The sequence below is a fragment of the Streptomyces sp. Je 1-332 genome (assembly GCF_040730185.1).
GTDB lineage: Bacteria > Actinomycetota > Actinomycetes > Streptomycetales > Streptomycetaceae > Streptomyces.
Genome location: NZ_CP160402.1, coordinates 7,352,203 through 7,366,126, shown reverse-complemented (window position 1 = coordinate 7,366,126; position 13,924 = coordinate 7,352,203). Strand labels below are relative to the sequence as shown.

The 13,924-nt window shown below is 71.5% G+C and carries 11 protein-coding genes; 4 read left to right on the top strand and 7 right to left on the bottom strand.

Annotation, left to right across the window (positions count from 1 at the left end; genetic code table 11):
• Positions 1 to 33: 33 nt before the first annotated feature.
• Positions 34 to 2,958, top strand: a complete 2,925-nt coding sequence (locus ABXJ52_RS33090) for a glycoside hydrolase domain-containing protein (RefSeq protein WP_367047179.1) — start codon at positions 34 to 36, stop codon at positions 2,956 to 2,958.
• Between the two features lie 118 nt (positions 2,959 to 3,076).
• Here the strand turns inward: ABXJ52_RS33090 and ABXJ52_RS33085 are convergent, their stop codons facing one another.
• Positions 3,077 to 4,321, bottom strand: coding sequence for a CapA family protein (locus ABXJ52_RS33085; RefSeq protein ID WP_367047177.1), 1,245 nt, complete (start codon positions 4,319 to 4,321; stop codon positions 3,077 to 3,079).
• A 289-nt stretch (positions 4,322 to 4,610) separates the two neighbouring features.
• Between ABXJ52_RS33085 and ABXJ52_RS33080 the strand changes: the two genes are divergently transcribed.
• Both ABXJ52_RS33080 and ABXJ52_RS33075 read left to right on the top strand, forming a co-directional pair.
• Positions 4,611 to 5,126, top strand: a complete 516-nt coding sequence (locus ABXJ52_RS33080) for a hypothetical protein (RefSeq protein WP_367047175.1) — start codon at positions 4,611 to 4,613, stop codon at positions 5,124 to 5,126.
• Positions 5,127 to 5,303: 177 nt separating this feature from the next.
• Complete coding sequence (locus tag ABXJ52_RS33075) at positions 5,304 to 5,957, top strand: zf-HC2 domain-containing protein (protein WP_367047173.1); 654 nt, start codon at positions 5,304 to 5,306, stop codon at positions 5,955 to 5,957.
• A gap of 36 nt (positions 5,958 to 5,993) precedes the next feature.
• Here ABXJ52_RS33075 and ABXJ52_RS33070 read toward each other — a convergent pair whose 3' ends face one another.
• From ABXJ52_RS33070 to ABXJ52_RS33060, 3 genes are read right to left on the bottom strand one after another with little or no spacing between them, the layout of a single operon-like run.
• Complete coding sequence (locus ABXJ52_RS33070) at positions 5,994 to 6,854, bottom strand: DNA-formamidopyrimidine glycosylase family protein (RefSeq protein ID WP_367047170.1); 861 nt, start codon at positions 6,852 to 6,854, stop codon at positions 5,994 to 5,996.
• Positions 6,855 to 6,864: 10 nt separating this feature from the next.
• Complete coding sequence (locus ABXJ52_RS33065; protein ID WP_367047168.1) at positions 6,865 to 8,934, bottom strand: SpoIIE family protein phosphatase; 2,070 nt, start codon at positions 8,932 to 8,934, stop codon at positions 6,865 to 6,867.
• Between the two features lie 42 nt (positions 8,935 to 8,976).
• Positions 8,977 to 10,140: a DUF6777 domain-containing protein gene (locus ABXJ52_RS33060; RefSeq protein WP_367047165.1), complete on the bottom strand. Its 1,164-nt coding sequence runs from the start codon at positions 10,138 to 10,140 to the stop codon at positions 8,977 to 8,979.
• A gap of 206 nt (positions 10,141 to 10,346) precedes the next feature.
• Here ABXJ52_RS33060 and ABXJ52_RS33055 point away from each other — a divergent pair, with 206 nt between their 5' ends.
• Positions 10,347 to 11,768: a lipase maturation factor family protein gene (locus ABXJ52_RS33055; protein ID WP_367047163.1), complete on the top strand. Its 1,422-nt coding sequence runs from the start codon at positions 10,347 to 10,349 to the stop codon at positions 11,766 to 11,768.
• A 1-nt stretch (position 11,769) separates the two neighbouring features.
• Here ABXJ52_RS33055 and ABXJ52_RS33050 read toward each other — a convergent pair whose 3' ends face one another.
• The 3 genes from ABXJ52_RS33050 to ABXJ52_RS33040 are packed head-to-tail and all read right to left on the bottom strand — an operon-like array spanning position 11,770 to position 13,921.
• Positions 11,770 to 12,630: an amidohydrolase family protein gene (locus ABXJ52_RS33050; protein WP_367047160.1), complete on the bottom strand. Its 861-nt coding sequence runs from the start codon at positions 12,628 to 12,630 to the stop codon at positions 11,770 to 11,772.
• A complete protein-coding gene (locus ABXJ52_RS33045) occupies positions 12,615 to 12,929 on the bottom strand; it encodes an L-rhamnose mutarotase (RefSeq protein ID WP_367047157.1) in 315 nt (104 codons plus the stop codon). The genes ABXJ52_RS33050 and ABXJ52_RS33045 overlap by 16 nt, the downstream gene beginning before the upstream one ends.
• The gene (locus ABXJ52_RS33040; protein ID WP_367047155.1) at positions 12,926 to 13,921 is read right to left on the bottom strand and encodes an aldo/keto reductase; all 996 of its coding nucleotides are present in this window, start codon (positions 13,919 to 13,921) and stop codon (positions 12,926 to 12,928) included. Before ABXJ52_RS33040 ends, ABXJ52_RS33045 begins: the two co-directional genes overlap by 4 nt.
• Positions 13,922 to 13,924 lie beyond the last annotated feature (3 nt).

Genomic DNA, 13,924 nt, shown 5'->3' with positions numbered 1-13,924 from the left:
TACCTAATAAATAGCGCCCTTGGGGGAGCACAGATGGGTGAGACCGGTCATCCGGAGCTGGCATGCGGGATCGGCTCCTGGGACAGCGATGTCTACGGCAACCACCGCATTCTCGTACGAGCCGCCGCCACCGACAGCACGGCCCCGGCCGTGGCGGCCGAACTGCCGTGGCGCCGCCAGGACCCGGACCCCACGGCGGTGGACGTCATCGTGATCGGGCCCTCCGGGGAACGCGTGCGCAACACCGTCACCGTGGAGGTCACGGACGAAACGGGGCGCATCGCCTTCGAGCCGGTGGACGGCCCCGGAGCCTACGCCGTGCACTATCTCCCGTACGCGCACACGGGCAAGCCCTACTATCCGCAGGCCGCCTACCGGCCCCCGACGCGGACGGCGGACCCCGGCTGGGTGCACCGCTGCGGCCTGCACGACGCCTTCGGATGGGAGAAGCTGCCGCGCGCCGAGGCCTTCGGCTACGAGGCGGCGAGCGCGGTCGACTCCTTCGCACCGCTCGGCTTCGCGGCGACGGGCGACGAGCGCTCCCGTGTCCAACAGGCTCATGCCGACGAGCGGTTTCTCCTCTTCGGCGAGGACCGCGTCCATCCGCTCGGCCGCTACGAACGCCTCCCGGCCCGCTGGGCCCTGGCCACCCCCTTCGCTCCGCTCGACGTCACGGCCGACCGGGGGGAGTTCTACGCGGTGCAGGCCGGCGTGTACGCGCTCCAGGAGCTGACGGACCTACGCGGCGAGATCCGGGGGCTTCCCTTCGCCGTACGGTGCCTCAGCACGGACGGCGTCGACGCGCGCGGGCAGGCCTTCGAGCGGCGCGTCTCGGTCAGCGAAGGGTGCGCGGGGGCGCTGTGGTTCGGCGTGCAGATTCCCGAGGACGCTCAACCCGGCCTGTACGAAGGGGAGATCGCCGTCCGCGCTTCCGGTGCCCCGGAGCGCGTACTGCCGCTGCGTCTCACCGTCGGCCAGGACGCCGTCACCGACGGCGGCGCCGGTGAACCGTGGCGGCTTTCGCGCCTCGGGTGGCTGGACTCGACGCTCGCGCAGGACGACGAGCCGGTGGCGCCGTTCACTCCGGTCGAGACGGCGGCGGCCGAAGCCGGCGGGCGGCGCCTGACGCTGCTCGGCCGCACGGTCGAGCTCGGCCCTGAAGGACTCCCCCGGCGACTGGTCTCCACCTTCACGCCGACCGTCACACGCGCCGACGGACCGCCTCGCGACCTGCTCGCCGCACCCGTCACCCTGGACATCGGCCGCCGCCTGGAACACGGGCCGCTCAGCATGGAACGGCCGGGCCCGGCGCGGGCGCGCTGGTCGGCGCGGGCCGCGGGACACGACGTACTCCTGCGCACCGAGGGCGAGTTGGAGGCGGACGGATTCCTCGTCGTGCGCGCCACGGTAGAGGCGACGGCCGACACCGAGCTCGACGTGACGCTGGACGTGCCGGTCCGCGAGGAGATCGCGCGGTACGCGATGGGGCTCGGCCTGACGGGCCGGGCGTGTCCGGCGGCGTACGACTGGGAGTGGGACACGCCCACCCGCAACCAGGACGCGTTCTGGCTCGGCGACCCGGCGGCGGGACTTCAGCTGAGCCTGCGTGACGAGCACTACGCACGGCCGCTCAACACCAACTACTACCGAGAGAAGCCCCTGCGCACACCGCACTCCTGGGCGGGAGACGGGGCGGGCGGGGTGCGGCTGCGGACGAGCGAGGGGGTGCGTCACCTTTGCGCCTTCAGCGGGCCGCTCGCGCTGCGCGCGGGCGAGAGCCGCTGCTTCGAGTTCCGGCTGCTCCTGACGCCGTTCAAGCCGATCGACCCGGCGCGGCAGCTGTCCGAGCGTTACTTCCACGCGTACGCCTCGCCGACGGAGATCGCCGAGTACGGCGCGAACGTCGCCAATCTGCACCACGCCACGCCCCCCAACCCGTACATCAACGACCCGCTCCTCGGCGCGGACGCCCTGCGCTCCTACACCGAGGAGGCGCACCGGCTCGGCATCCAGGTCAAGGTGTACGACACGGTGCGCGAACTGACGCGCCACACACCGGAGTTGCCGGTGCTCGCCGCGCTGGGCGACGAGATCTTCGCGTCCGGGCCCGGGGGCGGGCACGCGTGGCTGCGGGAACATCTGGGCCGGGACTACGTACCCGGGTGGGTTGCCCCCGACGTGGGAGACGTCGCGGTGGTCACCTCCGGCGACTCGCGGTGGCACAACTCCTATGTGAGCGGTATCGAGCGGCTGCGGCGGGTCGTCGGTGTCGACGGGCTCTACCTCGACGACGTGGCGTACGACCGGACGACCATGAAACGGGTCAGGAAGGTCCTCTCCGCGTCCGGTGAGACGCCGCCCCTGGTCGACCTGCACTCCTGCAACCAGTACCGCGAACCGGACGGTTTCGCCTCCAGTGCCAATCTCTACGCGGAGCTGCTGCCCTACGTCGACCGGCTCTGGCTGGGGGAGCTCTTCGACTACGACGGCGCGGACGGGTCCGCCGGCGCCGATCCCGCGTACTGGCTCGTCGAGATCTCGGGCATTCCGTTCGGTCTGATGGGCGAGATGCTGGAGGGCGGCGGGAATCCCTGGCGCGGTCTCGTCTTCGGGATGACCGCGCGGGCGCCCATGACGGACGTACGGCCCCTGTGGCGGGCCTTCGACCGACTCCGGCTCCCGGAGGCGGAGATGACGGGCTGGTGGGCCACGGACGCGCCTGCGGTACGTACCGGGCGTGACGATGTCCTCGCCACCACGTGGGAGGGGCCCGGAGGAACCGTGACGGCGCTCGCCTCGTGGTCTCCGGAGCCCGTGGACGTCGTCCTCACCGCGGCCTCGGGGCCCGTCACCGCGTACGCGCCCGCGATCGAGGGATTCCAGCCTGAGCGGAGTTTCGCCGCGGGCGAGGCGGTGCGGGTGGAGCCGGGCCGGGGGTGGCTGGTGCGGGTCGGGTGAGACGGCTTGACGGGGTATCGGGTGAGACGGCTTGACGGGGTGTGGCCGCGCTCCGTCCTCGGGCCGGCCACACCCGGCGGGCACCGCCCGGCCGGAGTGGCCGGGCGGCGAAGCCCGGCTACTTGCCCATCACCAGGCCGTCCTTCCCCGCGCCCCGGCTCAGGACGATCCGGCGGATCCGGTCGCGGATGTCGGCGACGTCCTCGCCGTCGTCCAGCGCCGCGTTGAGATTGGTCACGCGTCCCGTGCCCGTGTTGAACCACTGGGGGATGAACTCGGCCATGTCGACCTTCCAGCGTCCGCCGGACTTCGCGGGCGGGGCGAAGGTGAAGCGGCCGATCGTGCCTTGGTTGCCGCGCGGGTCGTTCGCGCCCTCGTGGTTGATCATGTCGCCGGCGATCTGGTCGCCCATGCCGTAGATGACCCACGTCCCGTTGACCTTCTCGTACGCCTGCGGGACGTGCGCGTGGGTGCCCAGGATGAGGTCGATGTCGGGGCGGCCCTGCGAGCGGGACCCCGTCAGCTGTTTGCCGAGGCTCAGCTGGCGGCTGTCCGGCTCGTCCTGCCACTCCGTGCCCCAGTGGACCGAGACGACGACCACGTCCGCGCCCGCCTTCCGCGCGTCGCGCGCGTCCGCGATGATCCGCTCGCGCTCCATGAGGTTGACCGTCCAGGGCTTGTCCTTGGGCGGCGGATAACCGTTCGTGCCGTACGTGTACGCGAGCTGCGCCACCTTCGCGCCGCCCGCCCGCAGCCAGGCGGGGGATTTGCCCTCGTCGGCCGTGCGGCCGGAGCCCGCGTGCTTGACGCCTGCCTTGTCGAGCGCGCTCAGCGTCCGGCTCACCCCCGCTTCGCCGTCGTCGAGTGTGTGGTTGGAGGCGGTGGAGCAGGAGTCGTAGCCGGTCGCCTTGAGGGCACGGGCGATGTGGGGCGGCGACTTGAAGCTGGGGTAACCCGTGTAGTCGCCGTCCTCGCCGTAGATCGTCTCCATGTGACAGATCGCCAGGTCCGCCTTGGCGACGACGGGTTCCACCCCCTTGAGCATCGGCACGAAGTCATAGCCGTCGCCGCCCGCGTCGGCGCTGGCCCTGTCGATGATCGAGGAGTGCGGGAGCACGTCCCCCGAGGCGACGAGCGTGAAGGGGCGCTGAGCGTCCTGGCCGCCACCGGCCGCCGACGGAGCTGGGGGCGGAGCGTCCCGATGACCGTCCCGGACGCCTTCTTGGTGTCTTTCGCCCGGATGCTGTGGTTTCCGTTCCTGTGCGGGCTCCGTATTCGCCGTGCAGGCCGCCGTCGCGGCGAGAGTGGCTCCGATCATTACCGCGGCCAGAACGGCTTTTCTCTGCGGGGTGCGCTGCGTCATCGACCAGGCTCCATGAATGGGGGATATTCGGCGAAACGAATCCACATTCGGACACACTGTCGAGTCAAGCAGCAATGCCGTCATAGTCCCCGAAAAGGACTTAAATCATCCGGCCATGTGACACGAAGAACACACCGGCTCCGACCTGCGACGAAACCGGGGCCCGGGTCAAGCCTCCGTAAAGCGCCTTGCTCAGGTGCCCCTCCGGGTAATCGGCTGTCCTCATCCGTGTTCCGGATGGGGGGCCAAAGGCCGGCGACGCGCACGGATCGGAGGAAGGCGAGACGGGATGCTGCACGAGAGCCGAGGAAACGCGGAGGGCCCGAGTGATGGCGAACTGGCCGTGCCGATGGCGTGGTTGTACGCCGAGTACATCGCGGACGAATTACTGCGCACCGGCGATTTGATGCCGCCGACATCTTTCGAATACCGCGCGGGGCGTGACGCTCTGGCCCTGACTATTTTCCTTTCCGACACGAAGGGCGAGCTGTCGGGCATCCGGGTCGTCACCCAGCTGGAGACCTGGCTGTCCCTGACCGCGTACGACCAGCCGTGGCAGGACTGGGTGGGCGAGCGGATGGCCGCACTCGCGGCGGACGCGATCACCTCCGGAGAACCCGCGCCCGACCTGGAACTCGCCGACCAGGCATGGCGGTGGCTGGAGGAGACGGAACTGCTCGCGCCCGATCTCGACGCGGTGCCCGGCGGGGGGTCACCGTGCGGCGAGGACGACGGGCCCAAGGTGTGGACGGCGGCCTGGCGCCTGGGGCTGCCGCTCGGACATCTGGCGATCCATCTGTTCTGACGCCACGGCAGGGCGCTCCGGCACCGCGGCCGAGGCGTTTGAAGGACCGCGCGCGTGTTCGCGTCCGGCGTCTTGAGTGTTTCGGCGGTCCGCTGCGTACGGGAGGGCAGGAACCACCCCTGCTCGGCTCGCCCGCGCTCGACTCACCCCTGCCCGAATCGTCACGCAAGGAACGCCATGAGGTCCCTGGAGCGGCATCGCGACGCCGGCGCCTACGCGCTCGGTGTGCTCGACGCGGCGGACACCTTCCGCTTCGACGACCACCTCATGGACTGCCCCGACTGCCGGGCCCTGGTCCAGGAACTCGGCCCGACAGCACAGCAGTTGGCCGCCTACGACCGCCTTACGCCGCCCCACGTCGAAGCGCTGGCCGTGCCGAGCCCGGGCCTCGCGGGCCGGCTGCTCGCCGAGACCGGGCGGCTGCGCAGGGCCGGGCGCAGACGGTGGCTGTGCGCGGTCGCGGCAAGCGTCGCACTGGCGCTCGCGGCGCCCGTGACGGCGGTTCTGCGGGCCGACGGGCCGGGGCCGGAACAGATATCCGCCCGCGACGGCCGCACGGGCGTCTCGGCGACCCTGACGGCGCGGGGCCGCGCCTGGGGCACGGACATCGGGCTCCGCATCAGCGACCCGGAGGGCGCCCACATCTGCGAACTCGTCGCCGTCGGCACCGACGGCTCCGAGCAGACGGTGACGACGTGGAAGGTGCCCGCGGCCGAGGTGTCCGCCGAGCTGTCCACCCGGGGCGGCGCGGCGCTGCCCCGCGACGACATCGCCCGCTACGAGGTGCGCACGACGGACGGACGGCGGCTGCTGACCTTGCGGCGGACCTGAGCCGCCCGCACGCCACGAACTCCCCTACGCTTCCGGCTACTTCAGCAGTCGCGACATCCGCCGGTCCGCAAGCGGCTTCCCGCCCGTCTGGCAGGTGGGGCAGTACTGCAGCGAGGAGTCGCTGAAGGAGACTTCGCGGATGGTGTCACCGCACACGGGGCACGGTTCGCCGGCACGGCCGTGGACGCGCAGGCCGCTCCTCTTCTCCGCCTTGAGACGGCCCGCCGCCACACCGTGCGAGCGCTCGACAGCCTCGGTCAGCGTGGTCCGCAGCGCCGCGTACAGCCCATGGACCTCCTTCTTCGTGAGGCTCGACGTGAGCTTGAACGGGGACATGCGGGCCGCGTGCAGGATCTCGTCGCTGTAGGCGTTCCCGACGCCCGCGATCAGGGTCTGGTCCCGCAACGCCCCCTTGATCTGCCTGCGTTCGTCCGACAGGAGAGCGGCGAAACGGTCCTCGTCGAAGTCCGCGGCCAGCGGATCGGGGCCGAGGCGGGCGATGCCCGGGATCTCCTGCGGTGCCTCCGTCACGTACACCGCGAGGCGTTTCTGTGTGCCCGCCTCCGTCAGGTCGAACCCCTCCCCCGTCTCCAGGGCGACGCGCAGGGCGAGGGGGCCCTTGCCGGGGCGCGGCATACCGTCGGGGAGGTGGTCCTTCCAGTGCAGCCAGCCCGCGCGGGCGAGGTGGGTGACCAGATGCAGGCCGTCGGCGTCGAGGTCGAGGAACTTGCCGTGGCGCGCGACAGCCGTGACGGTGCGCCCTTCGAGGGCGCCGAGCGGCGGGTCGTACGTCTTGAGGACACTGATCGCCACGGGCAGCACCCGGACGATGTCGTGGCCGACGAGGTGGTCGGTGAGGAAGGCGCGCAGCGCCTCGACCTCGGGGAGTTCCGGCATCCACTCGCTCCTAACCCTGGCTTTCCCGCGCGGGCACGATGAACTCGCACCACACGCTCTTGCCGCCGCCGCGCGACTCGACACCCCACCCGTCCGCGAGCATGTCCACCAGCATCAACCCCCGGCCCGACACTCCCGATTCCCCCGCCTCACGGCGGCGCGGCAGTGCGCTCGACGAGTCCTCGACCTCCACGCGCAGCCGCCGGTCGGTGCCGCTGACCACCCGTAGGGTCACGACCGCCGCGCCGTCGGTGTGCATCAGCGCGTTGGTGATCACCTCGTCCGCCACCAGCTCGATGTCGTCGGCGCGGTCCCGGGCGCCCCAGGCGCGCACCGCGGCCCGGATCATGTGCCGGGCCTCGGCGAGGGCCTCCGGGTCCCCGGGGCCCACGTGCTGCTGGAGGCGGCCGCCGGAGCGGGGTGCGTCGACCGGGCGGCGGCGCAGGAGGAGCAGCGCCGCGTCGTCCTCGCCGCCGCGTTCGTCCGCGATCTCGCAGAGCCGGTCCGCGAGTTGCTGGAGGTCGCCCGGTCCCGAGCAGGCGAGTTCGCCCAGGGCCCGCAGACCGTCGTCGAGGTCGACGCCCGGCTCCTCGATGAGACCGTCGGTGAAGAGCAACAGGGTCTGGCCCGCGTCGAGTTCGAAGGTGGTGACCGGGTATTCGAGCCGGCCGAACTCGGCCGAGAGGCCCAGCGGGAGCCCTCCGTCGACCGGCACCCTGCGGCAGCTTCCGTCGGTCTGCTGGAGGAGGGGGTCGATGTGACCGGCTCGCACCAGTTGGACCACGCCCGACGTCAGGTCGGCCTCCGCGTAGAGGCAGGTGGCGAAGCGTTCGGTATCCAACTCGTGCAGGAAGCCCGAGGCGCGGGCCATGACGGTGGCGGGCGTGTGCCCCTCGGCGGCGTAGGCGCGCAGCACGATGCGCAGCTGGCCCATGACGGCCGCGGCGTGGGTGTCATGGCCCTGGACGTCGCCGATGACCGCCCCGACCCGGCCGCCCGGCAGCGGGATCACGTCGTACCAGTCGCCGCCGATGTCCCGGCCGAGCGCCGCCGAGCGGTAGCGGACCGCGACGTCGGCGCCGGGTACGCCGGGGATGGTGCGCGGCAGCATCGCCTGCTGGAGGCCCTGGGCGAGGTCCTTCTCCTGCTCGTAGAACATGGCGCGCTGGAGGCTCTGCGCGATGCCGCTGCCGAGCGCGACGAGGACGTTGCGCTCCTCCTCGGTGAAGCCGGTCTTGTCCTGGTAGAGCAGGCCGAGCACGCCGATCGGCTTGGCCTGCGCGATCAGCGGCAGATACGCGGCCGATGTGATGCCCAGCTCGTCTATGTGCGGCCACAGCTCCGGGTACGAGGCCGCGAACTCGGCCGCCGTCTCGATGAAGCGCGGCGAGAGGGTGCGCACGGCGTCGCTCATCGGAAACCGCTCGTCGATCCGCGTGAACTTGGTGCCCGGCACGAAGCTGCCCACGGGCCCTTCCGCGACCAGCCGGATCCGCCCGGCCTCGACCAGGCCCATGACCAGGTTCGACGCGCCCAGGTGTGCGAGGCCGTGGGTGTCCTTGAGTACGTCGATGACGTCACGGACGGTGCGCGCGTGCGCGAGGGCCGCCGTGGTGCCCTGCACGATGCTCGTACGGCGGCGCCTGTCCTCCTCCTCGTCGGCGCGCTGATGCCGGGCCGTGCTGTCGCCCAGTTCCTGGGTGGCGTCGCGGACGATGCCCACGATGCGGCGCGGCCTGCCCGTTGCGTCACGCTGGATGAACCCTTGGGTATGGGTCCAGCGGAGTCCGCCGTCGCGCAGCCGGATGCGGAAGTAGATGCCGTAGGTCCGGCTGCCGTCCTTGAGGGCGTGCGAGACGTAGGCGTCGAGGCGGTGCGACTCCACCGGTGGGACGCGGACGGCGAGGCTCGTCGGGTGGCCGTCGTACTCACCGGCCCGCAGGTCGAAGACCTCGTGGCCGGCGGCGTCGAGATGCATCAGGCCGCTGTCGAGGTCCCAGTCGAAGCAGCCTGTGTGGTTGAGAGCCAGGATCGACCGTGGATGCGCTGGCCAGTCGTCCGGCAGTGACGTGGTCGTCATGACACTTCATGATTCTTCGCTGTCGGGCCCGAGCGCGCACGCTCAGCCGCTCGGCACGGGCGTGGGGCAGCCCGGTGGAATCTCCGTCGGGACGTCGGTGGGCGGCTCCGCGCCCGTGCCGGGAGCGAGCGTGGGGCAGTCCGTGGAGGTGTCGCCCATTTCGCTGGGCGAGTCGCTGTCACTCGGGGTGTCACTGTCACTCGGAGTGTCACTGTCGCTGGGCGAGTCACTGTCGCTCGGGGTGTCACTGTCGCTGGGCGAGTCGCTGTCACTGGGCGAGTCGCTGTCGTCGGGGTCGCTCGGGGACGGGGTGCTCGGGGTGGGCGTGCTGGGGGTCGGCGTACTCGGGGTGGGGGTGCTGGGAGTCGGCGTGCTGGGAGTCGGCGTGCTCGGTGTAGGCGTGCTGGGGGTCGGTGTCGGAGGCGGCACGGTGTGGTCGTGGCGGCCGTGCTTGTCCCCGATCTTCCGCTCGATCCAGGTGTTGTCGACGATGTTCACGATGGTGATGTTCACGATGATCTTCGGGGCCGGAGTCACCACCACGACCTGCGCCGGGCGGTAACCGGACCACTGCTTGCCCTGGTGGCTCGGGGTGCCCTTGAGCGCGACCGGCGGCTTCAGCGGGTTTCCGCAGGCGCACCGCACGCGCGGCAGTCCTCGGTTGTCGACGAGGACCGCGGTGCCGGTCTGCAGTACGGACTGGTAGCTGGTGACGCCGCCGTCGCGATAGCCGTGGTTGGTGACGCGGGTGTCGGCCCGCAGCACGACGGGCGTCAGGCCGCGCAGGAAGCCGGGAATGCCGGCCTGCGAGACGCCCGAGACCTGGGCGAAGGCGCGGCTCTTGCCCTGGTCGGCGCTGAGGAAACGGACCTGGGCGTCGACATCGCAGCTGGCGAGGGAGCGCGTACCGCCGTACAGGCCTGGCGTACCGCCCGAGAGGGAGCGCACGCCCTGGGCCGTGGGCGATGAGGTTCCCGTCGGCGAGGGCTGCGGCGAACGGGTGACGGGCGAGGGGCTCGCCGTGGATGTCGCGGTGGAGTCGGTGAAAGGATCGGGACCCTGAGCGGCGACCGGCTGCATGAACAGCTCGGAGCCACCGTCAGCGGCGTTCTCGCCGCCACCGCCGGAGCATCCAGCGACGGCGATGGCCGCGGATATCGCGAAGACGGCCGCATGGTTCCTGGCGAGCCTGATGGGCACACGCACCGCGCTCTCCCGCCTGTTGTCGGGCGCTTTCACCCCATTCTCTGAGCCAGCCGGAGACGGTGCGCAAGGCGGGAGAGGGCTGGGGCGTGCGGGGCGCGAGGCGGCTGGTGCGGGGCGCGAGGCGGGAGGCGACTGGTGCGTCAGAGGCGGCGTCAGTCGCGCGAGCCGGGGAGGGCGGGCGGTCGGGTTGGGCGCAAGATGGGCTTGTGGAGTGGTTCACAGCGGATCAGTACTGGCTCGGGCGCCTCGTGTTTCAGCGGGGCCTCGCCGCGCTCTATCTCGTGGCGTTCCTGGGCGCCGCGCTGCAGTTCCGTGCGCTGATCGGGGAGCACGGCATGCTGCCCGTGCCGCGCTACGTCGAGCGTGTGCCGTTCCGTCGAGCGCCGAGCCTCTTCCAGCTGCACTACTCGGACCGCTTCTTCGCCCTCGTCGCGTGGTCCGGCTGCGCCTGCGCCCTCGCGCTGCTCGCGGGCGTCGACGGGCTCCTGCCCCTGTGGGGCGGCATGCTGCTCTGGCTCGTGCCGTGGGTCCTGTACCTCTCGATCGTGAACGTGGGACAGACCTGGTACGGCTTCGGCTGGGAGTCGCTGCTCCTGGAGGTGGGCTTCCTCGCCGTCTTCCTCGGAAATGGCGAGACGGCGCCCCCGGTGCTCATCCTCCTGCTGCTGCGCTGGGTGCTGTTCCGCGTCGAGTTCGGGGCCGGGCTGATCAAGATGCGCGGCGACGCCTGCTGGCGCAAGCTCACCTGCCTGTACTTCCACCACGAGACACAGCCGATGCCGGGCCCGCTGAGCCGGTTCTTCCACCACCTGCCCGAACCCGTCCACCGGGCGGAGGTCGCCGCGAACCACTTCACCCAACTCGTCGTGCCCGTCCTGTTGTTCACGCCGCAGCCGATCGCGACGGCCGCCGCCTGCCTGATGATCGTCACCCAGTTGTGGCTCGTCCTGTCCGGCAACTTCGCCTGGCTGAACTGGCTGACGATCGTGCTCGCCGTGTCCGTCGTGGACCTGGGCGGTGCGGGAGCGCCGTCCACGACCTCGCCTGCTCCCCCGCTCTGGTACGAGGTGGTCGTCATCGCGGTGACCGCACTGATCCTGGGGCTGAGTTACCGTCCGGCGCGCAATCTCTTCACGCGCGGGCAGATCATGAACTACTCCTACGACCCGCTCCATCTCGTCAACGCGTACGGCGCGTTCGGCAGCGTCAGCCGCGTCCGGCAGGAGGTGGTCATCGAGGGCACGGCGGACACGACACCCCGCCAGGAGTCGGAGTGGCGGGAGTACGAGTTCAAGGGCAAGCCGGGCGATGTGCGCCGCCGGCCACGGCAGTTCGCCCCCTACCATCTGCGGCTCGACTGGATGATGTGGTTCGCGGCGCTCTCCCCCGCCTACGCGCGCTCGTGGTTCGGCCCGCTGGTGGAGCGGCTCCTGGACGGCGACCCGGCCACGCTGCGGCTGCTGCGGCACGTCCCGTTCCCGCCGGACGCGCCTCCCGCGTACATCCGCGCCCGGCTCTACCGCTACCGCTTCACGACCTGGCGCGAGCTGCGGGAGACGGGCGCCTACTGGGAGCGGACATACGTCCGGGAGTTTCTGCCGCCGACGCGGGTGTCGTCGCCCCGGTGAGTCACAGGCCGTAGACGCGGGTCGCGGTGCCTGCGAACACGGCGGCTCGTTCGCTGTCGCCCAGCGAGTCGGTCAACTGGCGAGCCGAGTCGACGACTTCGGCGTACGTGGCCGCCAGAGTGCAGACGGGCCAGTCCGAGCCGAACATCAGCCGGTCAGGCCCGAAGGCGTCCAGCACCGTGTCCGCGTACGGTCGCAGGTCATCCACCGTCCAGGTCTTCGGGTCGGCTTCGGTCACCAGGCCGGAGAGTTTGCAGACGGTGTTCGAGCATGCCGCGAGCGCGCGGATCGCGGTGGCCCAGGGTTCGAGGGCGCCGGATGCGACGGGCGGCTTGCCCAGATGGTCCAGGACGAAGGTGACACCGGGGTGTTCCTGGGCCGCCTTGACGCAGGCCGGCAGCTGGTTGGGCAGCACCACGAGGTCGTAGGCGAGACCGGCCGCGCCGACCGCGGCAAGACCCCGGCGCACGTCGGGCCGCAGCAGCCACTGCGGGTCGGGCTCGCCCTGCACTTGATGCCGGATGCCCACGAGGCGCTGACCGCCCGGGAGTTCACGCAGCTTCGCGAGCGCGTCACCGGCGTCCGGGCGGGTGAGATCGGTCCATCCGACCACACCCGCCACCAGATCACTGCCCGCCGCCAGGGCGAGGAACTCGGGGGTCTCATCGGCGACGGTGACCGTCTGGACGAGCACGGTCGCCGCGACACCGGCCGCGCGGGTCTCGGGCAGAAGATCGGCCAGTGAGAAGTTCCTGCGGATCGGGGCGAGCGCCTCGCCGGTGATCCATTCCTGGTCGCGTACGGAGAGGTCCCACACGTGGTGGTGGGCGTCGATGAGACGCGCTGTCACGGCAGCTCCCATACGACGGGCAGGCCCGCATCCGCGCCCTCGGCCGAGTAGTCGTGGACGACGTCGAGCAGCTCGGCCATGCGTGCCTGCCAGGCGATGTTGACCGGCAGCTTGTCCAGCTCGGCGAGCAGGCGGGCGTAGTCCTCGCACTCCAGGACGTGGAAGAGGTCGGTGCCGCTGCGCCAGATCGTCCAGGAGGTGGCGCCCGCCGCGCGGATGGCGGCGACCAGTTCGGCGGGTACCTCGCGGTGCGCGGCGTCGTACTCGGCGACCCGGTCGGCGCGGACCTTGGTGTGCAGGGCGATTCTCACTCGGCGGCCTCTCCGGGGACGGGTACGTGGGCGGGCAGTAGCTCTCCGGCCCGGGCTTCCTTCCAGAAGTCCTCAGGGACGTCGGTCGCGAACTGCGCAGCCGCGTCCCGGACTTCGTACGGCGAGCGGGCGCCGACGAGGACAGTAGTCACCGCCGGGTGGGCCAGGGGGAAGGCCAGGGCGGCGGCGCGCAGTGTGGTGCCGTGCCGCTCCGCGATCGTCTGCAGACGGCGGGCGCGGTCCACCAGATCCTGCGGCGCGGTCGTGTAGTCGTACGTCGCGCCGGGGCGGGGGTCGGCGAGCAGGCCGGAGTTGAAGACGCCGCCGATCACCACCGCCGTGCCGCGCTCGTGCGCGGCAGGGAGCAGCTCGGCCAGGGCGCTCTGGTCCAGGAGCGTGTAGCGGCCCGCGCACAGCACGGCGTCGACGTCGGTCTCACGGACGAAGCGGGTGAGCATCGCCGTCTGGTTCATGCCCGCGCCGATCGCGCCGACGACGCCTTCGGAGCGCAGCCGCTCCAGGGCCGGGTACCCCTCGCGGAAGGCCTGTTCCGCGTGGTCGTCCGGGTCGTGGAGGTAGACGATGTCGACGCGGTCGAGCCCGAGGCGGGTGAGGCTCGCCTCCAGGGAGCGGCGGATGCCGTCCGCGCTGAAGTCCCAGACACGGCGGTGTGTGGCGGGCACGGCGAAGCCGTGGGCGAGGTCGTCGCCCACGGGACCCTCCACCGGTCCGAGGAGCCGGCCCGCCTTCGTCGAGAGCGTGCACGCCTCGCGGGGCCGGGCCCGCAGTGCCTCGCCAAGGCGGCGCTCCGACAGGCCGATGCCGTAGTGCGGCGCCGTATCGAAGTAGCGGATGCCCGCGTCCCATGCGGCGTCGATCGCCGCGGCGGCATCCTCGTCGGTGATCGGGGCGTAGAGGTTGCCGAGGCCGGCGGCGCCGAAGGACAGCTCGGTCACCTCGACGCCGCCGGGTCCGATGGTGCGCCGGGTCACGCC